Below are 25,314 nucleotides of genomic sequence, written 5' to 3' on the forward strand. Positions count from 1 at the left end.
CTGGCCGCCGAACTGGGCTTTACCACCGAGCGGCTGCTGTGTAACCAGAGAGTACGGGCCGGTCGAACGGGCATGGATTTTATCATCGACGAGGTGATGCAGTTTGAGGAAGTATGTGTACCCGACCGTGACACGGCGGTCCATCGGTTCCCCTGTACGGCCATCATAGAGGATGGATTTCCCATCTTCCGGAAGACCGGTCAATTTCAGAGCTTCAAAGACATCTTCTGCATGGGCACCATCAAATACCGGCGTAGCAATGTGGATACCGGCTTTATCCGGTTTCGGCATGCCATATTTATCATAATCATATCCAACAGCCCGGAGTTTGCTTTCCAGTGTCGGATCCATTGCTTTAATCTGTAATCCCAGTTCATGCATAGCCCAGCCCAGATGAGTTTCCAATACCTGACCGATATTCATTCGGGACGGTACGCCCAACGGATTCAACACAATCTGTACCGGCGTACCATCCGGCAGGAACGGCATATCTTCCTGGCGCATAACGCGGGAAACGACACCTTTATTACCATGACGGCCGGACATCTTATCCCCTTCATGGATTTTACGTTTCTGGGCAATGTATACACGGACGAGACGGTTGACGCCCGGCGGCAGTTCATCATTATTTTCACGGGAGAAAATACGGACATCGACAATTTTACCGGATTCACCATGAGGCACACGCAGCGATGTATCACGGACTTCCCGTTCTTTATCACCGAAAATAGCGCGCAGGAGCCGTTCTTCCGGAGTCAGTTCCGTTTCTCCCTTTGGCGTGACCTTGCCTACCAGGACATCCCCGGGGAATACGTCGGCACCGACCATGATGATGCCGTCTTCGTCAAGGTTCTTCGTGCTGTCTTCGCTGACATTCGGTATTTCGCGGGTAATTTCTTCAGATCCCAGTTTCGTATCGCGGGCATCGCATTCGTATTCTTCGATGTGGATGGATGTATATAAATCGTTTTTCGGTAAATCTTCACTCAATAGGACAGCATCTTCGTAGTTATAGCCTTCCCAAGGCATGTATGCGACGAGGATGTTATAGCCGAGGGCCAGTTCGCCACCATCGGTAGCCATGCCATCAGCCAGCACCTGGCCTTCTTCCACATGTTCGCCTTTATACACAAGAGGACGCTGGTTGATACATGTACTCTGGTTGGAACGGACAAACTTGATCAGGCGGTATGTATCTTCTGTACCGCTGTCAGTGCTGACGATAATTTCATCACCTGTAACACGTTTGATGACGCCGGCATGTTTAGCCAGGATGCAGACGCCGGAGTCGCAGGCCGCCTTATATTCCATGCCGGTGCCGACAAGCGGAGCCTGGGTTCGGAGAAGAGGCACAGCCTGACGCTGCATGTTAGCACCCATGAGGGCACGGTTGGCATCGTCGTTTTCCAGGAATGGAATCATAGAGGTACCGACAGATACGACTTCCTTAGGTGATACGTCCATGAAATCGACCCGTTCAGCACGGAATTCACGGGTATCTTCCCCATGACGGCAGGCGACACGTTCGTGTACGAAATGACCGTCTTCTGTCAGCGGTTCGTTAGCCTGGGCAATGATATATTGTTCTTCTTCATCAGCCGTGATGTAGTGTACATCGTTGGTAACGACGTGGGTTTCCTTATCCACGCGGCGGTACGGTGCTTCGATAAAGCCGAATTCATTGACCTTGCCAAAGCAGGCCAAAGAAGAAATCAGACCGATATTCGGACCTTCAGGCGTTTCTACCGGACACATACGGCCGTAATGGGAATGATGAACGTCGCGGACTTCAAACCCGGCGCGTTCACGGGATAAACCACCAGGGCCAAGGGCACTAAGACGGCGTTTATGTGTCAGTTCGGCCAGAGGATTGGTCTGGTCCATGAACTGGGATAACTGGCTGGAACCAAAGAATTCTTTAATAGCAGCTACGACAGGCCGGATATTGATTAATACCTGCGGCGTGATCTGTTCCGAATCCTGGATAGTCATACGTTCACGGACAACCCGTTCCATACGGGTCAGGCCGATGCGGAACTGATTCTGCAGTAATTCTCCGACGCAGCGCAGGCGACGGTTGCCCAGATGGTCAATATCATCGACGTTGCCAAAGCCATCCATCAGATTGAGGAGATAATCGATGTTGGCAATAATGTCTTCCTTCGTAATCGTGCGGTGTTCATATGGCAAGTTGCTGTTATTGCAGATAATCTTGTAGACAGAACCATCCGCTTTTTCAACAAAAGCGATGGCCAGTCCGTCTCCGGAAAATACACCGCTTTCCTTGATTTTCTGTACTTCAGCGTCGCCAATTTCCGTTTTTGCCGGTATGACGACTTCCCCTGTTTCCGGATTGACAATCGGTTCATGCAGAGTCAGTCCGAACAGGCGGCGCTGCCATCCCAGTTTCTTGCCAGCCTTATAGCGGCCTACGCGGGCCATATCATAGCGGCGGGAATCAAAGAAGAGTCCTTCAAAAAGATTGCGGGCGCTTTCTACCGTAGGTGGTTCACCAGGACGCAGTTTTTTATAAATTTCTACAAGGGCTTCATCCTGTGATTCGGTCGTATCCTTTTCGAAAGTGGCTTTGAGGCGCTTATCATCATAGAAAAGGTCGAGAATATCCGCATTGGTAGACCAGCCCAGGGCCCGGATAAGTACCGTCACAGGGATTTTCCGGTTGCGGTCGATACGGGCATAGACAATATCATTGGCGTCCGTTTCCAGTTCAATCCAGGCACCGCGGTTCGGGATAACCGTCGAATTGTACAGACGGATACCCATGGGGTCGATTTCACGGCCATAATACACACCTGGTGAGCGGACGAGCTGGCTGACTATAACACGTTCTGCACCGTTAATAATAAACGTACCTGTATCAGTAATCAGCGGGAAGTCTCCCATGAATACTTCCTGGTCTTTGATTTCGCCGGTCACATGGTTGACGAGACGGATCTGGACGCGGAGCGGTGCGGCATAGGTCGTATCCCGTTCCTTGCATTCACGGATATCGTACTTCGGTTCCCCTAATTTAAAATCTTCAAAAGATAAGGATAAATTCCCCGCAGCGTCTTCAATCGGCGAAATATCCCTGAATATGTCTTTGAGTCCCTTTTCTAAAAACCATTCGTAGGATTTAATCTGTAAATCCAGCAAATGCGGCATCTTCAAGACTTCGTTGATTTTCGCATACGTATAGCGGGTCCTTTTCCCAACTTGTACAGGTTTGAACATGCTGTTACTTCACCCCTTATAAAAACTAAATCACCAATGAATGTGTGTGAAACTTGCGAAAAGCGACAAAAAAGCAAGGCTCCATATCAAGAATAGATTGAACCTTGCTTAATTTTTGTTAACCGGAAGCAGTTCCTCCATGTATCTCACAAATAGCATACTCGCAAATTGAACATTTTGCAATGAGTTATTATAGCACATGGAGTCGCTTCCGTCAATATATAATTTTATTTATTTACTGATTTTAGCCAGTGTATATTTTTTCTTGCCTTTACGGACGACGACATATTTACCATTGGAATTCTTATGTGGCCGTACGATTTCGTCAAGGCTGGTCACTTTGATACCGTTGATTGTTACAGCACCATTAGTGATATCTTCACGGGCCTGCCGTTTGGACGAATAAATAGTAGAATCGACCAGCCAGTTAACCACATCTTTTTCTTCATCCGTCACATCGACGGTCGGCATTTTACCAAAGGCCTGTTCCAGTTCATGTTCTGTAAGGTCAGCAATGCTGCCGTGATACAAGGCTTCTGTGATGTTCTGTGCTTCTTTGAGAGCCTGTTCACTATGTACGAACCGGGTGACTTCTTCTGCCAGACGGCGCTGGGCCAGGCGTTTTTCCGGTTCCTTTTCAACAGCTTCCGCCAAGGCATCGATTTCTTCCTTGCTGAGGAATGTAAAGTATTTGAGATACTTAACGACATCGGCATCGTCCTGATTGAGCCAGAACTGATAGAATTCAAAGGGAGATGTCTTTTCCGGATCCAGCCAGATAGCTCCACCGGCGGTCTTGCCAAATTTTGTTCCATCCGATTTGAGCATGAGAGGAATCGTCAGCGCATATACCGGCGTATTGCCGCCATGCATCTTGCGGATCATATCAATGCCGCCGGTGATATTGCCCCACTGGTCAGCACCGCCGACCTGGAGCTGCACGTCATATTTGCTGTACAGGTGTTCATAATCGACAGCCTGAAGAATCTGATAGGTAAATTCCGTAAACGAGATGCCCGCTTCCAGACGGCTGGCTACGACTTCCTTGGCAAGCATGACATTAATAGGGAATAACTTACCATAATCACGCAGGAAATCAAGGAGGCTGATCTGGGAAAGCCAATCGAAATTATTGACGAACGTAATATTTTCATCATCGCCAAAAAGATGAGTAAACTGTGCTTTCAACTTTTCCGCATTGTCATGGATTTTTTCCATGGTCTGCAGTTTGCGTTCCGTCTTACGGCCGCTGGGATCACCGATAGCACCGGTACCGCCGCCGATGACGATATAAGGATGATGCCCCTGAAGGGCAAACCGTTTCAGCATCATAAAAGGAATAAGATGTCCTATATGGAGACTATCGCCCGTAGGATCGACGCCGCAATACAGAGAGATTTTCTTTTCATCAGTCAATTTGCGGAGATTTTCTTCTTCTGTCATCTGATTGATGGCTCCACGCCAGGTCAGTTCGTCAATAATATTCATGAAATCGGCTCCTTATCTTCATAGGATTGTGTTCTAATTATTCATTATAGCCTACCCGGCCCGGTCCGTCAAACCCATTCCAATAGAAAAAGAAGGCGCCGCACAAAGATTCGTTTTATGCAGCAGCCTTCTTTATTCTCTGTTGACAGACAATCAATTATTTTGCCACGGGCTTCCGGCGAAGATGAACGGAAAAACCATGATACAATTCCTTGAAATATGCCAGGCGGACCCGTCCCTGGTCATCATAAAACAGACCATTATCAGCATATTCTACGCCACGGTGTTTGTAATATGCCATAGCCCGTTCCATATCGCGCGTGTCAATCCCGATATGCCCTTTTTCCCCAGGAAGAGTCTGATAGCATACTTCGACAACCGTACCGACAAAATAAGACACCCCGGGAATAGTGATTTTTTCCTGGTCCAGGAGTGCGCACAGACGATCCGTTACGTCTTCTGCCTCCGCCTGTGTCTTACAATGGATACCTGTATGACAAATTTCAAACCCCAGCAGATTATGTACAGCCTGACGGCAGGTCGCCGTAATGCCAGCCCAGTCTTTGTTCCGGACCATATCAGACGGTGTCATGAAACTGCCACCGACGGCGGCAACATTGGAAAGGTCAAGATATTCGGTCATATTTTCGAGATTGACTCCTCCCGTAGGCAGGAACTTCATATCACGAAATGGACCGGCCAGCGCCTTCAGCGTCTTCACGCCACCATATGCAGCAGCCGGGAAGAACTTGCAAACTTCAATTCCCATGCCATTTGCCGCTTCGATATCGGCTGGGCTGACCGTACCCGGAACGATATCTACGTGATTGTCGATACACCACTGGGTAACAGCCGGATTAAAGGCCGGTGTAACGATAAACTCTGCACCAGCTTTGACAGCGGCATCGGCCTGGGCAACGTTGTGCACCGTACCGGCACCGACGAGGAGTCCCGGCACATGCTGGCGCATAGCCCGGATTGCATCAAGGCAGGCATCAGTGCGGAATGTAACTTCAGCCACGGGCACTCCGCCATCGACCAGGGCCTGTCCAAACGAAACGGCATCTGCCGCATCGTCAATGACGACGAGTGGAACAAGTCCAATATCAAACATCATTTTCATGTTTTCACTAATCATATTATTTCCTCCTTATTTCGCACGTTCCTGAAATTCCTGCAACTGGCTGCGCGTAGGAAGGCCTTCATTATCACCGGCTACCTGAATTTGCAGAGCACCGATGGCCGCACCACGCCGTGCCGCATCATACAAAGACAACCCGTCCAGCAGGCCGCTTGTAAATCCTGCGGCAAATCCATCACCAGCCCCAACGGTATCGACAATATGATCGACGTGATAGCTGGGCACATAATGTGTTTCTTCTGCCGTGCAGACATAGACACCGTCACTGCCGCCAAGTTTGATGGCAACAGTTTTTACACCATGATCAAGATAGAACTGGCCGATAGACTTTTCATCAGCAAGTCCTGTAATCCGCAGTGCTTCACTCAGGCCGGGCAGTACGATATCGGCTTTGAGCGAAAACTTGCATACCGTATCACACATCGTCTGTTCATCCGGCCAGAGCATGGGCCGGAGATTCGTATCAAAGGATACGGGCACGCCATTTTGATGAGCTTCTTCCATGAGAAAAGCGATGGCTTGACGACAATTATCGGACAATGCCAGAGGAATTCCGGTCACGTGCAGAAGCTGCACGCCCTGCCAGTCGATACCGGCAAAATCCGCTGCAGTCAAATGAGTGAATGCCGTATTACGCCGGATATTGGCAACTTTCGGATCACCACAGGATACTTTCTCCTTCATCTGGAACCCCGTCATATACGCATCATCGACCTGTACGTACGTATCATGAATATGATTTTCCCGGAGGAAATTGCAGATACATGTCCCAAAAGGATCGTTTCCCACACGGGATACATAATAGGCATCAAACCCCAGGCGTGCCATGCCGACAATATAATTTAATTCCGCGCCGCAGACATGGCGTTCAAAATGTTTCACCTGGTCCAGCGGACCTTCACTTTCTGCAACGAGAAGCCCCATCGCTTCCCCGATGGTCAGGACTTTACCCATCCTAACAGCCTCCTTCATAACGGATATACTATTTATTTTTACTATAAATTCCTCTATTTATACTACCATGGCGACAGGGAAACATCAATTCTCCTGCCGCCATCAAAAACCAATATTTTTCTAACATACTAGAATTTATGTTATATTTTTGTTAGGAAGAAAAATTATTTTTTCAGCATTTCCCGGATATGAGCACGGACGCCAATCGTATCTATACGGCTCAGATGATCGGTCACAGCCTGAGAAAAGCCGGGAATCTCTGTCAAATCTTCGCCCCACCAGTCCATCTGCTTCAGGACTGCCGCAACATACGCTACATCAGGAAGTGCCGCATGAGAAGCGATAAATGCCAGTCTGTCCGCATCGTCACGGATAGGATATGTATCCCCACCGCGGTGTCCGATGAGACAATCATTTCCTTTGTCCTGCGAACGGTAAAAAGCCAGCAGAGCTGCCATGGAATAGGTCAGCCACTGCGGCAGTTGTCCCGTAGCACGCAGACTGTCTTTCAAAGATGGAAGAATGCGGGCTCTCCATTTTGCCGTCGAATTAAGGGAAATCGCCAGAAGTTCATGGTGGACAAAGGGATTTTCAAACCGTTCAAATACAGCATTGGCAAACGACCGCACATCATTCTGATTCATAGGAACCGTCGGAAGGATTTCGTTATAGACCGTCTGTTCCAGCGATAGGCGGATATCTTCGTCTGCCATACACTGGCCTACATAATCCAGACCAGCCAGATAGGCGCCAAGGACCATCGACGTATGTGCTCCGTTCAGGATTCGCACTTTCCGTTCCTTATACACCGTAATATCCGTCGTGAAAACTGCCTGAAAATAGGTCGAAGTAAAGGGCAGCCGTCTTTCCAGTCCCGGACTTTCAATAGCCCAGAGCGCAAAAGGTTCAGCTATATCCAGGAGTTCATCCGTGTAGCCCAGTTCTTTTTGAACCGCCTGTGCTGTTTGTTCGTCAGGATATCCTGTGACAATACGGTCTACGAGAGTATCCGTAAACTGGCAGGCCTTGTCTAGCCATTGCGAAAATGCAGACGGCAGATTCCAGAGTGCAGCATACTGATTGACACAGGCACGCAGGGTCCGGCCATTATGATCAATTAGTTCGACCGGCAGAATGACCAGTCCCTTATCTTCTGCTCCATTAAAATAGCGATAACGCGCATAAAGGAACTGAGTCAGCTTGGCCGGATACGTCCGGGGCGGCCGGTCTTCCAGCTTATCTCCGGGAGAAAAAACGATACCCCCATCGGTCGTATTGGACGTTATATATGCAAGCGTATCGAGTCTGGCCAACGCCATATAGGCATCATAATCAGCAATAGGGGACAGGACATCGTCAATGCAGGTGATGACCCGGTCGGATACGACTTTCCGGCCATTCTGCATTCCCTGGAGGCGTACTGTATAGAGATTCTGCTGCCGGGCAAACGATTCCGGCCGTCTGGCAGCCCGCGGCGTCACAATTACCACATTGCCATCAAAGCCCTGTTCTTCATTAGCTACATCAATGGCATAATCGACAAACGCCCGCATAAACCGTCCTTCCCCGAATTGCAGGACCCGGACCGGATGCCGGCTATGGGTAAAACAGGATTCAATAGATTTCATCATCTTCACCTTTCCTTCCCGATAAGAGAAAAACCCGGATACCGCCGGCAGGCAGCATCCGGATTTGTGTTTTGCATCAAATGACCAGTGATAATACGAGGACAATTGCCAGACCAACGACGGAGTTGGTAAGTTCCAGGAGCCCCCAGGTCTTGAATGTCTGTCCCATAGAAAGATTGAACGTTTCTTTCATCATCCAGAACGCTGCATCATTCGGCATCGTAATGGTATTGCTGCCCGCAGCCGTAGCCAGCATGAGCAGCGTCGGATCCACATGGAATACGGGGATCAGTGGAGCTACAATGCCGGCTGCAGTAATGGCTGAAACGGCGCCCTGCCCTGTAGCCCAGCGGATAATGACCGTAATGATCCAGGCCAGGATAAGCGGGGAAATAGAAAGTCCTGTAACAGCGGCAGCAATATGCTGTCCAACACCGGCATCGACAATGACCTGTTTGAATACGCCGCCGGCACCAATGATGAGGACCACCGTAGAAATACCTTTGATTGCATTAGTAATAGACGTAGACGTTTCATCTACCGTGCGGCCTGCACGGATACCGAATACATAAATAGCGACCAAAACTGCCGTAAGCAGGCTGACATTCGGGCTGCCAAAGAAGCCAAAAGCCGTAGCAAGGGCCGTTCCCTTGCCAGCCGTAGCTTCGACGATCGTATTGCCAATCATAAAAATAGCTGGCAGGAGGGGAATAATCAGGCAGACCAGAAACGGTGGCAGCTTGTATTGGCCGACAGCCACTTCGCTGAGATTCCCCAGTTTAGGTTCTGCATAGGTGTCGATTCCCTTGAGGAATTTTGGTAAAACAATACCAGCACAGATAATAGACGGAATAACGACGACCAGTCCCAGAAGATAGACCATGCCGCTGTCAGCACCAAAGGCGTCCACCAGGGCAACCGGGCCCGGTTGAGGTGGGAAAATGCTGTGTGCCTGGGCAACTGCTGCCAGAACCGGAATAATCAGGAACATATATGGAACCTTGGCTTCCTTGGCAATACTGACGACCAGCGGCACTACGACCATAAAAGCCACTTCAAAGAACATGGAAATACCAAAGATGACACCAACGATAAGGACGCCCCATTTCAACGTGCGGACACCACAATGCTTGACGATGGTATCGGCAATTTTTTTGGACGCCCCGCAGTCGGTCATGAGCTGGCCCAGAGCTGCCCCCAGGACGACGATAAGGCCGACGCCGCCAAGCGTACTGCCAGCCCCTTTACTAATCGTCTTGACCAGTGTACCGGCATCCATCCCTTCCATAAACGCAACAAAAATAGCCATTAAGAGCAACGTAATCATGCTGTGCAGCTTGACCTTTACGGTCAGGAACAACAGCATGGCAATGGCTACGACTACCCATAGCACAGGTAACCAGTGTTCCATAATAACCTCCTTTGGACAAGCCTGTCATTTTTCTTGTCCGTCTGCATAATAATGATAAATAAATACTAAAACTAAAATAGTAAAAGTATAACAGGCAAAAGCAACCCCTTACTGACAGGGAAACTGGAAAAACGATATGGCATTTCCATAACAGAGCCGGTGGATGAGCGACGCCAGCTGTGCTTCGTCATCAGGAAATTCCCCGCATTCCACTAGATTCCCCAGCCAGTCACAAAGAATACGCCGGAAATACTCATGACGCGGATACGATAAGAACGACCGGGAATCGGTCAGCATCCCCACCATATTACCTAATACGGTTTCTTCCGATACAATCGTCAGATAGTCGAGGAGCCCCTGTTTCGTATCGTTGAACCACCAGGGAACGCCCGGCTGGATACGGGACGCAATCCCTTCTTTGGGAAAAGATGCTCCCAGAACCGTAAGAGCCATCAAATCATACGGTGACGCTGAAAATAAAATAGTCTTCGGCAAACTGCCTTCCCGTTCCAGGTGATCCAGGAAGCGGGCTAATTTTTCAATATTGCAGCACCGGCCAATCGCATCGTACCCGGTATCAGCCCCGAAACGCCGGTACATATCGGTATAGACGTTGCGAAGAGCCCCCATATGGAGTTCCATGACCCATCCCCGGTGCCGGTATTCACCAGCCAGGAATAGGAGAAGGCCTGTAAGATACTGTTCCCGTTCATCTGAAGAGATAGTTTTATGACTCAGTCCTTTTTGGAAAATACGTTCCAGCGAAGCCGCCGGCACAGGCTGATAGACGACTTCATCCAGAGCGTGGTCGGCTGCCCGGCAGCCCATTTCAGCAAATACATCCATCCGCCGCTTCAATGCATCGCACATATCGGCAAACGTATGAATCGTCATATCTGCCGATTCCCCCAGCTGTTCCACATAAGAAGAAAAATCATCTCCTTCAATGTGCATCAGCCTGTCAGGGCGCATCGCCGGTACGACCCGGGCAGAATGGAACTGGCTATCGTGAAGCACCTGATGCCAATGAAGATCATCAGCCGGATCGTCTGTCGTGCACAGGACCCGTACCCGGGATTTTTGGAGAAGCCCCTGCACGCGCAGACTATCATCACATTCCAGTATTTCCTGACAATGATGGAAGATATCCGGAGCCGTCTGCTCTGATAATACCTGCCGGCAGCCAAAATAGCGCCGTAATTCCAGGTGACTCCAATGATACAGTGGATTGCCCGGCGCACGAGAAAGCGCTTTCGCATAAGCTGTGAATTTTTCTAAATCACTTTCCTCACCGGTCACATCCCGCTCAGGTATCCCGCAGGCCCTCATGAGCCGCCATTTGTAATGATCACCACCCAGCCAGGCTTCGGTAATACTGGAAAAGCGGTGATTTTCAGCGATATCCCGGGGAGAAATATGACAATGATAATCTACAATAGGTTCCGTTTCGGCATATCCATGATAGAGCTGCCGCGCCGTACGGGAATGGAGCAGGAAATCTTCCGTCATAAATTCTGTCATCGTCGTGCCACACCCTCTCTATTTTTGTGTAAGCGCTTACAATAATTTATTACATAGAGAAATGTAACATGCCTCCACCGGTCTGTCAATGTTCATGCGAAATAGATATAATTTATGTTTTTTATTAACTTAAACTCATCAAAACATCACTTTTTCACCAATTATATCCTGAAAAATCCGGTAGCAAAGCTTATTTCTTATGATACATGCACGCATTTTCCATCTAGTTAGTATAATGCAATGCTTCTGTATTTTTTGTGTAACCACTTTCACGATATGTATTTACTCTCTTTCTCATTTTATGCTATACTCAATGTAAATATAGGATTTTTCATGATGATAGAGAGGTTCTCCTATGTCGGATATGAACGTAACCATCTATGATATAGCAAAAAAATGTCATGTATCTATTGCCACCGTGTCGCGGGTCCTTAATGGCAACAGCCGGGTCAGCGAAAAAACGCGCCGCATCGTGCTGGATGCCATAAAGGACATGGGTTATACACCTAATCCGTTTGCCCGTGGTCTGGGTCTGGACTCTATGAAAATCGTCGGTGTTCTCTGTACCAGTCTGACCGATGCTTTTTTTGCCCGTGCCGTATCCCTCATCGAAGACGGAATGAGGCAGCACCACTTCGATATCATGCTCTCCTGCACAGGCCCCAATACAGGTCATAACAGCCCATATATCACCGGTCTGGTCAATAAGCATGTCGACGGCCTGATTACAGTAGGCACCGTCTTTTCTTCAGAGCCTGATATTGCAGCCCTTACTGCAGCTGCCGGCAAAATTCCGGTTCTCACCATCAACTGCGATTACCACCAGCCTGGCATTTATAGCATCGTTTGTAACGAAGCAGAAGGCATGCGGCGTCTTGTCCACACGCTTGCCAGACAACACTGCCGGCACATCGCCTATCTGTACGATGTCCGCACCTACAGCGGCCGTCATAAACTGCAGGGCCTGCGTCAGGGATTGAAAGAACTGGGCATAAAAGAAAATCCGGCACTCATCCAGCAAGTTTCTCTCAACCTGGAAGGTGCTGAAAAAGCGATTGAAAACCTTGTCTCCCGCAATGTTCCTTTCGATGCGATTGTCACATCAGAAGACATTCTTGCCGTCGGAGCACAAAGAGCTGCCCTGGAAAACGGCCGGTATGTACCAGTCATCGGCTGGAACAATTCCATCCTTGCCACCTGCGCCACTCCTACCCTGAGCAGTATCGACAACAGGCTGGACAGCCTGTGTGCCAGCGCCGTCCAGTCCATGACCCAGCTTCTCTCCGGACAGGATCAGCCTGTCCCTGTCCGCACAGAATTCAGTGCTATCCTTGTAGAACGGGAAAGCTTCCAGACAAAAAAAGAGTGAAACACTTCATTTTAAACGTGTCTCACTCTCTTAGCCTTTATATACCGGGGATGTAACAAAATGCTCTGTCAAAATCATTTTGTCACATCCTCGTTTTTCTATGCAGCCACACCTTATGGCTGTTTGCCAATATAGGCAAGGATTCCCCCATCAACATAAAGAATATGCCCATTTACAAAGTCGGAAGCATGCGAGGCCAGGAAAATAGCCGGTCCTTCCAAATCTTCCGTAGTCCCCCACCGGCCTGCCGGCGTCTTGGAAACAATGAAGGCATCAAAAGGGTGACGGGAACCATCAGACTGCCGCTGCCGGAGTGGGGCAGTCTGGGGCGTTGCAATATATCCCGGGCCAATGCCGTTGCACTGGATATTGGCTCCGCCAAATTCCGAACAGATATTACGGGTCAGCATCTTGAGACCGCCTTTGGCAGCCGCATAAGCCGATACCGTTTCCCGGCCCAGTTCGCTCATCATAGAGCAGATATTGATGATTTTTCCTTCACCTTTGGCAATCATGCCGGGGATAACCGCTTTGGATACGATGAACGGTGCGACGAGGTCGATATCGATGACCTGACGGAAATCCGCTTCATCCATATCACACATAGGAATCCGCTTGATGATGCCGGCATTATTGACGAGGATATCAATGGTCCCCAGGCTGGCGTCAATATCTGCTACCATATCCCGGACTTTCTCTGTATCTGTCACGTCACAAATATACCCCTGGGCCTCAATTCCTTCTTTTTCATAGGCAGTCATGGCCATGTCCAGATGTTCCTGGCTGCGGCAATTAAAGGCGATGCGGGCTCCAGCCCGGGCATAGGCTCTGGCAATGGCAAACCCTATGCCATATGACCCGCCAGTAACGAGAGCGACTTTTCCTTTCAGGGAAAACATATCCATATAACTCATGTCTATTTCCTCCTTATCGTACAGCATTTGTATAAAAGGCGGCAGCTTTCTCAATTTCGTCAAAATCTCTGCGGCGCACCCGGTCAGCACTGACCAGATTGCTGCCAATACCAAAGGAATCTACGCCAGCCGCCAGAAAATCTCCAATATTATGTTCCGATACGCCGCCAACAGCCGATAAGCGCAATTGGGATAAAGACGCTTTGACGGCTTTGAAATACGAAGGTCCCAGATTACCGGCCGGGAAAATTTTGACAATATCGGCCCCGGCTTCCCAGGCCGTTTCGGCTTCTGTCGGCGTATAAGCTCCAGGCAGTGAAATCAGGCCTTTCTGCTTAGTATACCGGATGACATCCGTATTCGTATTCGGTGAAATGATGAATTCGGCTCCGGCCTGTGCCGCATCTTCTACCTGCTCTACAGAAAGGACGGTACCGGCACCAATATGCATCCGGCCGCCAAACTGTTTTTGCAGGATAGCAATACTCCGCAGCGTATCCTTGCAGGCTTCTTCATCACCAGGCCGGTAGGTCACTTCGACAAAGCGCACGCCCCCGTGCTGCAGAGCTTCTACAGCTGGCACAATATCCTGACTGGCAACGCCGCGGATAATAGAAATAATTTTAGCATCCAGCATGTCTTGCAATAAACTCATGTCCATTCTCCTTTCCCTTAAAGCAGTCCGCGCAAACCTGCCAGATAAAGGGCGCCCCGGCCAGATAAGGCCTGTTGCTGTTCTTCTGCGGCCAGCACGACCTGATAACCATCTTTTTTCAGGATTGCCTCGTAGGCTTTTTGCATGACCGTATTACCGGCTACGACAAAGATGGCTTTTTCCAATCCGGCAAAAATCCGGCTTCTCTTCAGTGCCGTCATATCATCCGCCATGAGCAGCCCAAGGAGATAATTCTGCGCTTCCTGTGCCGTATAATGACAGAACATCCCAAGGATCCGCGTCATAAAAGCACCATGTAAAAGTCCCATCTGATAATAATCACTGACGCCCTTCCGGAATGGTCCTGCCAGAAATTCTGATGCAAATGACCGGTTCAGTGTATCGGCCAGTATGGTATCAAATGTCAGGGAATGAAGCAGTTCGCCATATAACGTTGTCAGGCATCCCTGTATACGCTGCTGTTCATCAATCATAACATATTTATTATGTGAGCCCGGCAGGACGAATACGGCTTTTCCCTCAGGAGCCGCTTGTGCCAATAGACCGGCCGCTTCTACTTCTTCGCCACGCATCATATCCATATCGATACTCTGATCCGGAGTGAGCGTTGCCGGATCACAGTTCCGTACACCGGGGACAAACCATAGTGGCTGCTGGCATATAGCAGGCAATTCTTTGACTACCATGGCCTGAGCCAGCCCTTCGAGACTGACTGGCGCTGTCACATGAGGAATATCGCACAGTCCCACATTACTCGTCAGCATTCCCGCTGCCAATACGATCGATATATCACCAGTTGCAACACCCGCCATGCGGGCCGCCTCAGCCAAAGTATCCCGGACAGCTTCCTGCAATCTCTGATTCGTCCCATCCATAGCCGTATTACGCACACCAACAGCCGCCTTTGCCTGTCCGGCAATGATGCCATCATGCCAGACAAAAACGCGGGTATTACTCGTCCCTCCATCAATCGTTGCAATATACATATCATCACCCTTTCTGCACCATACCACTACTTGCATTGTAGCATGGTACAACCAGACTTGTCCATGAAAGAAACGCATTTCTATCATATCTGATTTTCAAAAGAGCCGGCACAGGCATGTACCGGCTCTTTACAATCAAAACTTAAGAATTCATTTTATCCCAATCAATTTTACCCTCTTTGCTTGCTACAATAGCCGTGCAAACTGCATCTCCCCATATATTCATAGGCGTTCCTGTAATGTCCAGATAGAAGAATACTGCTGCAATCCAGGCAACAACTTCTGTCGGCAATCCGAACGCATTAACCAGAATGACGGCAATGGCCAGTCCACCACCTGGAACACCGGCACAACCTATCGAAAAGGCTATCCCCATGATAACAAAAAGGAAAAGCTGCCCAATAGTAGGTGCAGTTCCTACAGCATACATCCCTAACATGATATATAGAGGGATTTCAATCCCCATTGAATCCATATTAAATGTAACTCCCAGGGGAAGGCCAAAGTCTGTCATTTCCTTATCGACTCCCATTTCTTTGACACAACGGAGGTTTACAGGCAGAGTAGCCGCCGAACTGGTCGTTGTAAAAGCGGTAATCAGCGCAGGAAACATTTTTCTGGTAAAGCGGAATGGATTAATTTTGCCAATAACATACAAAAGCAGGAAATATACGATAGCTACCTGCAGAACAAAGGCAATGCTGTAAGCCGCCAGAAAACTACCCATCTGAGAAACAAACGAACCTTTTAATTCTCCTATAGACGTAGCCATTAAAGCCGCCACCCCAATAGGCGCATAATACATGATTCCTTTTACAATCTGCAAGATCAAATCCTGACTTGACGAAAGAATATTAGTCAGGAATGTCTTAGATTTTCCTTCAGGCATCATGACCACAGCTATTCCTACAAAAATGGACAAGAACACAATCTGGATAGTATTTCCTTCTGCAATGCAGCCAACAAAATTCTTAGGAAGCCAGTTAATAAACATATCAACTGTAATTTCTGTCACTTTAAAATCAGCAGAATGCAATTCAATGCCCAGACCTGGTTTAAAAATAAGCCCCATAGCAATGCCTAAAAACGTGGCTATCAGCATCGAAAGAACAAACCATCCAATAATTTTTCCAGCCCACCGTTTCATCCGGGTAGCATCGCCGATGTTCGCAAAGGAAGACGCAATAGAAAAAAATACCAATACAGGTACGATCATAACCAGAAGTCTGGTAAAAATAGTACCCAGAGGCTTCAACAATACGACCTGCTCTCCCATGACAAAAGAAAGAACAATACCAACAATGACCGCTCCAAACAAACACAGTGCAAAATGTTGATTCATGTACCTGAATACACTACTCATATCTGATTCCCCCTTATGGTTTCACAAAAGCGTTTTATCCGTTGCAATCCTTCCACTAACTCATCCTCACTGCACGTATAGGCCATGCGCATGTACCCTTCCCCCGCCTGTCCAAATGCACTGCCAGGAATACAGACTACATGTTCTTCTTCCAGCAGGCGATTGCAGAATTCAGAACTCGTCATTCCGAAAGATTGGATATCGGGAAATACATAAAAGGCTCCAGCAGGTTCATCATAGGAAATCCCCGGTATCGCATTCAGACCGTCCGTGATAATCTTACGCCTTTGCCTGAATATCGTGCACAATGTTTCCGATAATTCAGGATGATGTAAAGCATACACCGCTGCTGCCTGGGCTGGCGCATTAGCACAAGCACTGATATTTTCCTGGGCAGGTACCATTTTGCTAATGATTTCCGCAGGTCCGGCAGCAAAACCAATCCGCCATCCAGTCATTGCAAATGCTTTAGACAGGCTATTGATGACAACGGTCCTTTCTTTCATTCCAGGTAAAGTACTGATAGAAACGGGTTTATCCTTATAATACAGCGTATCATATACTTCATCGGAAATTACGAGAAGATCGTGGCGGATAGCCACTTCTGCAATTTTTCCAAGTTCTTCTTCTGGAATGACAGCTCCCGTCGGATTATTAGGTGAATTCAGCATAAGAGCTTTGGTTTTTTCCGTAATTTTGTGCTCTATATCTTCCGCCTGAATGACGAACCCTCGTTCTGCACACGTAGAAACAGAAACTGGAATGCCTCCAAAAAATTGAACCTGACTGGCATAATTCAACCATTGAGGATCCTGAATCAGTATTTCAACACCATCTTCCACAATAACGGACAAGAGCAAAGATAATGCTCCCATTCCTCCAGGCGTGATAATAATCTCCGTTTGAGGATCATAATGAAGTTCTTTTATACTGCCCCATTCAGAAACAGCCCGCCGGCATTCTAATGTCCCTGCATTCGGCGTATAGTGTGTCTGACCATTCCGCAGTGCCATAGCTGCAGCTTCGCAGATGGGCATAGGTGTTGCCATATCGGGCTCTCCAATGCCCATACTGATAACACGATCCATAGTTGCTGCTTTATCGAACATGGCCCGGATAGCCCCTTGATGAAGGTTTTGGGCTCTTTTGCTTAAAACAACCATATTACTCCTCCCTTCAGTCCTTTTATTTACTATTGTATTCTAAATAAATTTTATATAAAACACCCAATGCATTCAATGTATAATCATTGTATTATTTCCTAATTATTACTTATTATTTTATTTATTTATACAATTTATTAGGAGGCATTTATTCATATTTTCGCCTTGCAAATTTCTTTTTATGCAGATATACTAAATTTATCTTATTTTTTTATACAAAATACACGGGGTGGTTTTATTGAAATTAACAATCGCTGAGATTCTGCATTATCCTGAGTTCTCTGGTTTTACTCTCATTGCTGGTGCCACAGGTGTTTCCAATCAAATAACCTCATGCGGAATTTTGGATTATGAATATGACCGGACATTAAAAAATAAATACACGAAATTAAGTTTCATCCCCAACCAGCTTATCTTATCCAGTCTGCAATATGCTAAAGAAGATCCCGGCTGTCTAATTGATGCTATACGACTTTTGCATCACCGCAATTGTAGCGGTCTTGTTATAAAAAATGTGTATAGTCTGCCTTTATCTCCCCATGTATTACGATTCGCCGACTCGGCTGGTTTTCCCATTATTCTTATAAAAAACTCCGAACAATATTTTGAAAAAATAATTATCAATATTTACAAACGGCTACAGTCTCTTTATGATTTCGACAAATTTGAGCACATTATTTCCCGTATTATTACTTTACCCGAACATGACAAACAACAAAAAGAACTACAACTGGAAATTAACCCCTGTTTGCAGCCTGATATCTTTTGCATGTATTTCCGCTCTGATACACCACTAACTACCAATGACTATATGAAGATGGAATCTGCGGCCAAATACGCAGGATTGTTGACCTCGTATAATACCCTTTTACGATACAAAAACGGACTTTTATACATTTATTCTTCCCATAACTTTAAAAATGCCCGGCCAGACGAATTAGCCCAGCAAATTCTGGATACACCAGTTGGCTCACTGGCCGTTTCGTATCATATGGGTGTTAGTTCTATCCACTACCGGGAACGAAAAATAAAACTCTGTATAGAAGAAGCTATCTACAGCAGTTATTTCCACACAGATTTGTCACACCCTTATCAAATGTATGATACGTTAGGCATCCATAGCATTCTGCTTCCCTATTGTCACGAACCCGCTATGCAGCACTTTACTTCTTCTATTTTAAACCCTATCCGCGATTATGACTCAGAAAATCATACCGCCCTGATGACAACGGCTATATCATTCGTACGATGTGGTGGCAATATCGACAAAACGGCTGACGAGCTAGGCCAGCACAAAAATACAATCCGGTATCGTCTGAAACAGATTAGCCACCTCTTATCATGCAATCTCTTGCAACCAGAATCATATGAAAAACTATCCTTAGCTATAAAGATAGAAGAATGCAGCAATATCGAACTATAAAAAATCGCCAATGCAATCAAAAGGGAATCATTGCATTGGCGATTCATTTTTCTTAACAATATGTGTGTCGGTATAATCGGTGTTATACCACACGTTTCAATATCCCAGCTTCATGACCGATATGGCTGCATCTGCCAGAAGCCGATAGCCGGTTTCATCAGGGTGAACACCGTCTGCGTAATGCGGTGATTTCTGCAGGACTGTATAGAAGTCGATGGGATGGAGGTCTTCTGTCTGGCACTGTTGAAGAAGCCATATCCGGTAATCTGATAAAATATCATTATGCCTATCTACATCTTCCCGGGCCTGCCAGCCATAGTCTGCGCTTTCCTGCCGTGTGCAGGGCGGAATGCCCAGATAAACGGGTTTATGTTGTTTTTGCAAAAGCCGTATCATAGCCGTTATATTAGCCTGTATCTCCCGCACCGGAATATCTTCCAGTATATCATTAGATCCGCCCATGAGGAAAAAAGCGTCGTACCCGGACAAGGCAAGCCGGCGCAGCCGTGTCAGCATTCCCCAGGTTGTATCTCCGCACAATCCGCGATTATCGACTTCCCATTTCAGGGAATCCGACAGGAGATTCACCCAGCCCTTTTCCGGAGGTACATCGTATCCATAAGTCAGACTGTCACCGAGACAAAGAAGGTGCATGGCTACACCGCCCGTTCCAGTGCCGGTGCCGCATCCTGCAATGACCGGACTGCCGCTTCTACAGAAAGCCATGGCTGATCAAACTGATATCCCGCCTTTTCCAGATCCATCTGGCAGGCAAACACTTTCGGTACAGCCGTCGCATAGATATCATGGTCATACATGTAGCGGAGTGTCGTTTCTACATCTCCATCCGACCGGAGCTGGCCATGGTCGAGAAGCACCAGCCGGTTGGCATAAGGAAGGGCCGCTTCCAGATTATGTTCAATAACCACGATAGTATGTCCGTAACGAACATTCAATTCGTGAACCAGTTCATAGAAATCATGGGTTCCTTCCGGATCGAGAGCCGATGTCGGTTCATCGAATACGAGGATTTCCGGATTGGTCGCCAGCACTCCGGCAATAACCAGACGCTGACGCTGTCCGCCGGATAAATTGGTCAGCTGCCGTGTACGGTACGGCGTCAGTTTAACCTTTTCCAATACCTCCGTAATAGCCGTTTCAATCTTATCCGGTGCTACACCCTGATTTTCCAGGCTGAAGGCGATTTCTTCTTCCACCGTCATAGCCACGAGCTGACTGTCATAATCGTCAAGCATAGCACCGACACGGCTGGCCAGACGGGAAATGGTTGTCTGCGTCGTAGCCTTTCCGTCCACATACACCATGCCTTTCATGACACCGCCAAAGTAATGAGGAATGGCACCGGTCATAGCCATACAGAGGGAACTCTTGCCACTGCCGCTTTCGCCGGTAATGACAAGGAAATCTCCCTTATGCACAGCCAGGCTCACATCGTCGAGGACCGGCGTCGTCTGTTTGTTGTAAGTGTAAGACAGATGTTCAATGGAAATAAGTCCCGGGACAGACGGCTTCAAATCATACTGGCTGTGATCCGAAGTGACACTCTGTTCTTCCAGAGAATCGAGGATTCCCCGCGATACGAAGAGGCGAAGAGCCGGAAAATACATAAGTGGTGTTACTACAGCATTGAGTGCACCGACGATAACAACCAGCGGCAGCATGCCCGTAAAATAAACATTATTTGGCAGGCCTAAGGCAAATTTCAAAATCGTGACGAAAGCACCGCCACTCATACAGGTAGCCGCGAAGCCCGTCAGGACAGGCAGGCACGAATGGCCGCGGAATTTCAGTAAAGCGAGATTTTTAACCAGAAAAGCACAAGTCAGAGCTCCTATGGGTTCACTGATGAGATTGCCATAAGGAAAGCCTGATTTAGAGGTAAGGACGTTGATCAGTGCTGCTACCAGGCCAATGCCCAGAGCCTGCCGATAGGTCGGTTTGGTCAGGCAGATAGCCACACAGTACGTTGCAATGGTCCAGTTTGGCGTGACACCGCCAACGCTTGGCGATACGAGATGCAAGATAGTACCAATAGCCAGCATCAGCGTCGTAATGGTAATCCAGCGGAATTGTCCACCCTGACGGTGATGAAATTCTAATGTGCTGATATCTTCAATATGTTTCATTTCCCGTTCCCCCTCAGACTATGCCAAAAATACGCATATACACGACAAGTACACTCACTCCCACGAATAAAGCCATAACGGCATAGTCACAGCCGGCTGGCCGTACATTTGCCATAAAGCTATGTTCATTATTGCCAAACCCCCGTAATTCCAAGCTCAGCGCCATCGTTTCTGAACGCCCCAGGGATTTAAGCATCAACGGCTGAATGACACCCATGTAATGAATGCATTTCTTAAAGACATTACCTTTTGTTGAAAGCCCCCGGCAGGCCTGTGCCTCCTGAACCGTTTTGCTTTCGGCAATGAAATCGGGGACAAACCGCAGTGCTGCTGTAAACATGAACGCATATTCATATGGAATATGGATTTGTTTGACCAGCGCCGCTGTCAAATCCTGCAGCCGCGTTGTCGTGAGAAGGATGATAAATACGATGGTCATCGCCAGCATCCGAAGTCCCGTAACGTAAGCCGATTCGAGAGAACCGCCTCCCAGAAGTTGTACCACTGCCAGGAAAACAGCAAAGACAGCCAGGCTCATGGCAGCCTTAAAGTTGCGAGCTATATTGCCGGTAAAGCCCAAAAGGACTAGTTCGATGACGACCAGGGCTGCCAGAGGGCCTGGCGTGTGCAGCACGAGAGCCCAGAACGAAAAAGCAACAGTGCCTAATAATTTTGTTACTGGTACAAAATGTTTCATCTTATTTCCCTCCCAGACGCTGCAGCATGGCTGCCGTAAATTCATCAACGGACTTGCAATATGGAAGTCCCGCTACAGCCTGAGACAACGTCACGGCATCAGGCCGGTTCAATCCTAATTCATACAAGTCTTCTCTTTTCGTAAACAAATCCTGTGGTGTCCCGTCAAAGGCTTTCGTATGATGTCCGATAACGATGACCCGCTGACAGTATTCGGCAAATATATCCATATCGTGGCTGATGATAAGAATGGTAAGTCCATCCCGATGAAGCCGGGATAAAAGTGCCATGAGCGATTTTTTATCGGCACTGTCCTGGCCACTCGTCGGTTCATCGAGGATAAGGTACTGTGTGTGCATGGCAATGGCCGACGCAATGGCAACGCGTTGTTTTTCTCCCCGGTTAAGATTGGGTGGATAAGCTTCTGCCAGATGTTCCAGCCCTGTAGCCTGCAGCGCTGCTGTAACAGCCGATGCAACCTCTTCACGGCTGCGGCCCAGCTGTTCCGGTCCATAAGCTACTTCCTGCCGCACAGTCGGTCGGAACATCTGCCGTTCTGGCCGCTGGAATACATATCCGATATAGGGACTGCGGGCTGCCGCTTCTTCATCGTTGATTCTTTTCCCATCGAGGAAAATATCTCCCGATACGGGTTTTTCAAGACCCATGAGCAAGCGGGTTACCGTCGTCTTCCCACAGCCGTTGCGGCCGCCCAGGCCGATAAATTCACCGGTACCAATCGTCAGGTTCATATGTTCCAATACAGGTGTACCGTCTGTGTAGTGGAACGTCACATCTCTCATTTCCAGCATTCCTGTTCATCCTCTCTTAAACAATAAAAAAACCTTTCATCCCTCTAAAGGGACGAAAGGTCTGATTCTTCCGCGGTACCACCCACATTGGCTTATAAAGCCCATCTCACTATGTACGGCCCTCAAAAAGAGCGATACACGTTTCTTTGATAGCGGTGGAACTACACCGTCGAACCCTACTTGGTCACCGTTCAGGCCGCATCTCCCGAATCCATTCCCTGTACGGACCGGCGCCGAACTCTCACTGCCATCGGCTCGCTGTAGCTGTCGCTGTACACGTACTCGTTTCGTTCATCGACAATACTATGTAGATTACTTGTAATTATACGGCTTTTTTTCTTAAAGTCAAGAGAAATCAGCCAATCTTTTTTCTTCCTTGACAAATTCTGCAATCATGGTAAAATAACTTCAACAATTTCATTACGTACTGTCTTATGACGGTATATACATTTATCCAGAGTGGCGGAGGGACGGGCCCTATGAAACCCGGCAACCGATAATACGGTGCCAATTCCTGCGGAAGAAATTCCGGGAGATAAAGAAAATCACTGTACTCTTTCTCTTTCGGGAAAGAGTCTTTTTTATGCCCTCTGGAGGCTTTAGATTACAGGAGGGATAGTATGAAACAATGGAAAGTCTGGATAACCGCTGCTGCCATCGCTATAGGAGCTGCAGCTGTTCTCATGACCGGCTGCGGAGGACAGAAACCGGCCGGTGGCCGGGAAGTATCTCAGAATGTCAAAATTACTGTCGGTGCATCACCGGTACCACATGGGGAAATCCTGAAAGAAATCAAGCCCATGCTCATCGCCGAAGGAGTAGACCTGAACATTATCGAATTCACAGATTATGTCAAACCGAATCTGGCCTTGCAGGATAAAGAACTAGACGCCAATTTCTATCAGCATGAACCGTATATGGAAAAATTCAACAACGAACACGGTACGGACCTGGTTGCCTTGTGCAAGGTCCACGTTGAACCTATGGGCATTTATTCCCATAAAATCAAGGAACTGGCCCAGCTTGGACAAAATGCCAAAGTCGCCATCCCCAATGATCCTACAAACGGTGGCCGTGCACTTCTCGTACTCCAGACAGCCGGCCTGATCAGCCTGAAGAACGGAGGCAGTATCGCATCTACCGTGCAGGATGTTGAAAAAAATGACAAAAACCTCCAGTTCATCGAACTCGATGCCGCCCAGATTCCCCGTTCCCTGGATGATGTAGATATCGCACTTATCAACACCAATTACGCTCTCGAAGCCGGACTCAATCCGCTACAGGATGCCTTATTCACCGAATCCAAGGATTCGCCTTATGCCAACGTTCTGGTCGTACGCCGCGGTGATGAAAATCGTCCGGAAATCCAGAAACTGGCAAAAGCACTGCAATCACCGGAAGTAAAGAAATTTATTGAAGAAAAATATAACGGAGCTATTATTCCCAGCTTCTGATAACACTATTTCATGACGAGGGGTATGTAGATGAAAACTTGTGATTTATTTTCTAAGAAAACTGTTTTTTCCTTTGAAGTCTTTCCGCCCAAAAAAGAAATTCCCGTTGAAACGGTCTATCCGACACTGGAAAAACTGAGCGGTCTCCATCCGGATTTTATCAGCGTCACCTGCGGTGCCGGCGGCAAAGGAGGAAATCTCACCGTAGAAGTCGCTTCCAAAATCAAAAGCCTGAACTGCGAAACGGCAGCCCATCTGCCCTGCATCAACCTGGACAAAGATGAAGTACTGGATACATTGCAGAAATTACGGGAACACCGTATCGAAAATATTCTGGCCCTGCGCGGAGATAAAACGCCCGGCATCGAACCGAAATGCGTATTTCCCCATGCCAGTGACCTCATCGCCTTCATCCGTCAACAGACAGGTGATGAATTCAATATCATCGGCGCATGCTATCCCGAAGGCCATCCCAATTCTAAAACACTGGCAGAAGACATAGACCATCTGAAGATCAAAGTCGATGCCGGTGCCAGCGAACTCATCACCCAGCTTTTCTTCGATAATCACGATTTTTACAACTTCCTCGACAAATCGACCCAGGCTGGAATCCGCGTTCCTATCGAAGCGGGTATCATGCCCGTAACCAACAAGAAACAAATAGAACGGATGGTCACTCTTTGCGGAGCTACTCTTCCACTGAAATTCCAGAAGATCCTGACCCGGTATGGTCATGACAATATCGCCCTGCGCGATGCCGGAATCGCCTATGCCATCGATCAAATTGTAGATCTCCTGGCCAACGGCGTAGACGGCATCCACATCTACACCATGAACAATCCATACGTGGCCACCCGCATTGCCAACGCTATCCGCACACTGCTGTAGCACTCATAAGACAAACACCGGATTGCATTGACTTGTATTTTTGCCA

Annotated in this window: 20 protein-coding genes and 1 riboswitch; of the genes, 4 read left to right on the forward strand and 16 right to left on the reverse strand. The window is 47.9% G+C overall.

Annotation, left to right across the window (positions count from 1 at the left end; genetic code table 11):
* The 7 genes from rpoB to uxaC form a co-directional block, all read right to left on the reverse strand.
* A partial coding sequence (gene rpoB / locus B4H10_RS07125) for a DNA-directed RNA polymerase subunit beta (protein WP_292018535.1) occupies nt 1-3,234 on the reverse strand: 3,234 nt, incomplete at its 3' end.
* A 231-nt stretch (nt 3,235-3,465) separates the two neighbouring features.
* Nucleotides 3,466-4,722, reverse strand: coding sequence for a tyrosine--tRNA ligase (gene tyrS / locus B4H10_RS07130; RefSeq protein WP_059075687.1), 1,257 nt, complete (start codon nt 4,720-4,722; stop codon nt 3,466-3,468).
* A 157-nt stretch (nt 4,723-4,879) separates the two neighbouring features.
* Nucleotides 4,880-5,860 carry a bifunctional 4-hydroxy-2-oxoglutarate aldolase/2-dehydro-3-deoxy-phosphogluconate aldolase gene (gene eda / locus B4H10_RS07135; protein WP_236699625.1) on the reverse strand — a complete coding sequence of 327 codons (981 nt, stop codon included), beginning with the start codon at nt 5,858-5,860 and terminating at the stop codon, nt 4,880-4,882.
* A gap of 12 nt (nt 5,861-5,872) precedes the next feature.
* Complete coding sequence (locus tag B4H10_RS07140; RefSeq protein WP_059075686.1) at nt 5,873-6,817, reverse strand: sugar kinase; 945 nt, start codon at nt 6,815-6,817, stop codon at nt 5,873-5,875.
* Nucleotides 6,818-6,981: 164 nt separating this feature from the next.
* Nucleotides 6,982-8,448, reverse strand: a complete 1,467-nt coding sequence (locus tag B4H10_RS07145; RefSeq protein ID WP_292018536.1) for a tagaturonate reductase — start codon at nt 8,446-8,448, stop codon at nt 6,982-6,984.
* A 73-nt stretch (nt 8,449-8,521) separates the two neighbouring features.
* On the reverse strand, nt 8,522-9,856 hold the full coding sequence (locus tag B4H10_RS07150) for a gluconate:H+ symporter (RefSeq protein WP_059075685.1): 1,335 nt from the start codon (nt 9,854-9,856) through the stop codon (nt 8,522-8,524).
* 108 nt (nt 9,857-9,964) lie between these two features.
* Nucleotides 9,965-11,377, reverse strand: coding sequence for a glucuronate isomerase (gene uxaC / locus B4H10_RS07155; RefSeq protein WP_113856263.1), 1,413 nt, complete (start codon nt 11,375-11,377; stop codon nt 9,965-9,967).
* 355 nt (nt 11,378-11,732) lie between these two features.
* On the opposite strand from uxaC, the gene B4H10_RS07160 reads away from it, so the two are divergent.
* Complete coding sequence (locus B4H10_RS07160) at nt 11,733-12,746, forward strand: LacI family DNA-binding transcriptional regulator (protein WP_234995333.1); 1,014 nt, start codon at nt 11,733-11,735, stop codon at nt 12,744-12,746.
* A gap of 113 nt (nt 12,747-12,859) precedes the next feature.
* On the opposite strand, the gene B4H10_RS07165 is transcribed toward B4H10_RS07160, so the two are convergent.
* The 5 genes from B4H10_RS07165 to B4H10_RS07185 form a co-directional block, all read right to left on the reverse strand.
* Nucleotides 12,860-13,660, reverse strand: coding sequence for a gluconate 5-dehydrogenase (locus tag B4H10_RS07165; protein WP_075581507.1), 801 nt, complete (start codon nt 13,658-13,660; stop codon nt 12,860-12,862).
* Nucleotides 13,661-13,673: 13 nt separating this feature from the next.
* Nucleotides 13,674-14,315, reverse strand: coding sequence for a bifunctional 4-hydroxy-2-oxoglutarate aldolase/2-dehydro-3-deoxy-phosphogluconate aldolase (locus B4H10_RS07170; protein WP_059075682.1), 642 nt, complete (start codon nt 14,313-14,315; stop codon nt 13,674-13,676).
* A 17-nt stretch (nt 14,316-14,332) separates the two neighbouring features.
* A complete protein-coding gene (locus tag B4H10_RS07175; protein ID WP_059075681.1) occupies nt 14,333-15,322 on the reverse strand; it encodes a 2-dehydro-3-deoxygalactonokinase in 990 nt (329 codons plus the stop codon).
* Between the two features lie 142 nt (nt 15,323-15,464).
* The gene (locus B4H10_RS07180; RefSeq protein WP_059075680.1) at nt 15,465-16,685 is read right to left on the reverse strand and encodes a dicarboxylate/amino acid:cation symporter; all 1,221 of its coding nucleotides are present in this window, start codon (nt 16,683-16,685) and stop codon (nt 15,465-15,467) included.
* A complete protein-coding gene (locus B4H10_RS07185) occupies nt 16,682-17,848 on the reverse strand; it encodes a pyridoxal phosphate-dependent aminotransferase (protein WP_292018537.1) in 1,167 nt (388 codons plus the stop codon). Before B4H10_RS07185 ends, B4H10_RS07180 begins: the two co-directional genes overlap by 4 nt.
* A 238-nt stretch (nt 17,849-18,086) precedes the next feature.
* On the opposite strand from B4H10_RS07185, the gene B4H10_RS07190 reads away from it, so the two are divergent.
* The gene (locus B4H10_RS07190) at nt 18,087-19,271 is read left to right on the forward strand and encodes a PucR family transcriptional regulator (RefSeq protein WP_059075678.1); all 1,185 of its coding nucleotides are present in this window, start codon (nt 18,087-18,089) and stop codon (nt 19,269-19,271) included.
* Between the two features lie 96 nt (nt 19,272-19,367).
* Here the strand turns inward: B4H10_RS07190 and B4H10_RS07195 are convergent, their stop codons facing one another.
* From B4H10_RS07195 to B4H10_RS07210, 4 genes are read right to left on the reverse strand one after another with little or no spacing between them, the layout of a single operon-like run.
* Nucleotides 19,368-19,997 (reverse strand): GDSL-type esterase/lipase family protein, encoded by a 630-nt coding sequence (locus B4H10_RS07195; protein ID WP_292018538.1) that lies wholly within the window; start codon nt 19,995-19,997, stop codon nt 19,368-19,370.
* Complete coding sequence (locus B4H10_RS07200; protein ID WP_292018539.1) at nt 19,928-21,418, reverse strand: tryptophan transporter; 1,491 nt, start codon at nt 21,416-21,418, stop codon at nt 19,928-19,930. The genes B4H10_RS07195 and B4H10_RS07200 overlap by 70 nt, the downstream gene beginning before the upstream one ends.
* Before the next feature lie 13 nt (nt 21,419-21,431).
* Nucleotides 21,432-22,115 (reverse strand): energy-coupling factor transporter transmembrane component T, encoded by a 684-nt coding sequence (locus tag B4H10_RS07205; RefSeq protein ID WP_075581510.1) that lies wholly within the window; start codon nt 22,113-22,115, stop codon nt 21,432-21,434.
* Between the two features lies 1 nt (nt 22,116).
* On the reverse strand, nt 22,117-22,926 hold the full coding sequence (locus B4H10_RS07210) for an energy-coupling factor ABC transporter ATP-binding protein (protein WP_059075674.1): 810 nt from the start codon (nt 22,924-22,926) through the stop codon (nt 22,117-22,119).
* A 447-nt stretch (nt 22,927-23,373) separates the two neighbouring features.
* A riboswitch (SAM riboswitch) is annotated at nt 23,374-23,468 on the forward strand.
* Between the two features lie 78 nt (nt 23,469-23,546).
* On the opposite strand from B4H10_RS07210, the gene B4H10_RS07215 reads away from it, so the two are divergent.
* Nucleotides 23,547-24,380: a MetQ/NlpA family ABC transporter substrate-binding protein gene (locus tag B4H10_RS07215; protein WP_292018540.1), complete on the forward strand. Its 834-nt coding sequence runs from the start codon at nt 23,547-23,549 to the stop codon at nt 24,378-24,380.
* Nucleotides 24,381-24,410: 30 nt separating this feature from the next.
* Nucleotides 24,411-25,268 (forward strand): methylenetetrahydrofolate reductase [NAD(P)H], encoded by an 858-nt coding sequence (gene metF / locus B4H10_RS07220; RefSeq protein ID WP_075581513.1) that lies wholly within the window; start codon nt 24,411-24,413, stop codon nt 25,266-25,268.
* Nucleotides 25,269-25,314: the final 46 nt, after the last annotated feature.

It is taken from the genome of Megasphaera sp. UBA4382 (assembly GCF_002391155.1).
In the GTDB taxonomy this organism is placed as follows: domain Bacteria; phylum Bacillota; class Negativicutes; order Veillonellales; family Megasphaeraceae; genus Megasphaera; species Megasphaera hexanoica.

Coding starts and splice junctions, on each gene's coding strand:
- tyrS (WP_059075687.1), bottom strand. CDS start 4,722: ATGAATATTATTGACGAACTGACCTGGCGTGGAGCCATCAATCAGATG.
- eda (WP_236699625.1), bottom strand. CDS start 5,860: ATGATTAGTGAAAACATGAAAATGATGTTTGATATTGGACTTGTTCCA.
- B4H10_RS07140 (WP_059075686.1), bottom strand. CDS start 6,817: ATGGGTAAAGTCCTGACCATCGGGGAAGCGATGGGGCTTCTCGTTGCA.
- B4H10_RS07145 (WP_292018536.1), bottom strand. CDS start 8,448: ATGATGAAATCTATTGAATCCTGTTTTACCCATAGCCGGCATCCGGTC.
- B4H10_RS07150 (WP_059075685.1), bottom strand. CDS start 9,856: ATGGAACACTGGTTACCTGTGCTATGGGTAGTCGTAGCCATTGCCATG.
- uxaC (WP_113856263.1), bottom strand. CDS start 11,377: ATGACAGAATTTATGACGGAAGATTTCCTGCTCCATTCCCGTACGGCG.
- B4H10_RS07160 (WP_234995333.1), top strand. CDS start 11,733: ATGTCGGATATGAACGTAACCATCTATGATATAGCAAAAAAATGTCAT.
- B4H10_RS07165 (WP_075581507.1), bottom strand. CDS start 13,660: ATGAGTTATATGGATATGTTTTCCCTGAAAGGAAAAGTCGCTCTCGTT.
- B4H10_RS07170 (WP_059075682.1), bottom strand. CDS start 14,315: ATGAGTTTATTGCAAGACATGCTGGATGCTAAAATTATTTCTATTATC.
- B4H10_RS07175 (WP_059075681.1), bottom strand. CDS start 15,322: ATGTATATTGCAACGATTGATGGAGGGACGAGTAATACCCGCGTTTTT.
- B4H10_RS07180 (WP_059075680.1), bottom strand. CDS start 16,685: ATGAGTAGTGTATTCAGGTACATGAATCAACATTTTGCACTGTGTTTG.
- B4H10_RS07185 (WP_292018537.1), bottom strand. CDS start 17,848: ATGGTTGTTTTAAGCAAAAGAGCCCAAAACCTTCATCAAGGGGCTATC.
- B4H10_RS07195 (WP_292018538.1), bottom strand. CDS start 19,997: ATGGCTTTCTGTAGAAGCGGCAGTCCGGTCATTGCAGGATGCGGCACC.
- B4H10_RS07200 (WP_292018539.1), bottom strand. CDS start 21,418: ATGAAACATATTGAAGATATCAGCACATTAGAATTTCATCACCGTCAG.
- B4H10_RS07205 (WP_075581510.1), bottom strand. CDS start 22,115: ATGAAACATTTTGTACCAGTAACAAAATTATTAGGCACTGTTGCTTTT.
- B4H10_RS07210 (WP_059075674.1), bottom strand. CDS start 22,926: ATGCTGGAAATGAGAGATGTGACGTTCCACTACACAGACGGTACACCT.
- B4H10_RS07215 (WP_292018540.1), top strand. CDS start 23,547: ATGAAACAATGGAAAGTCTGGATAACCGCTGCTGCCATCGCTATAGGA.
- metF (WP_075581513.1), top strand. CDS start 24,411: ATGAAAACTTGTGATTTATTTTCTAAGAAAACTGTTTTTTCCTTTGAA.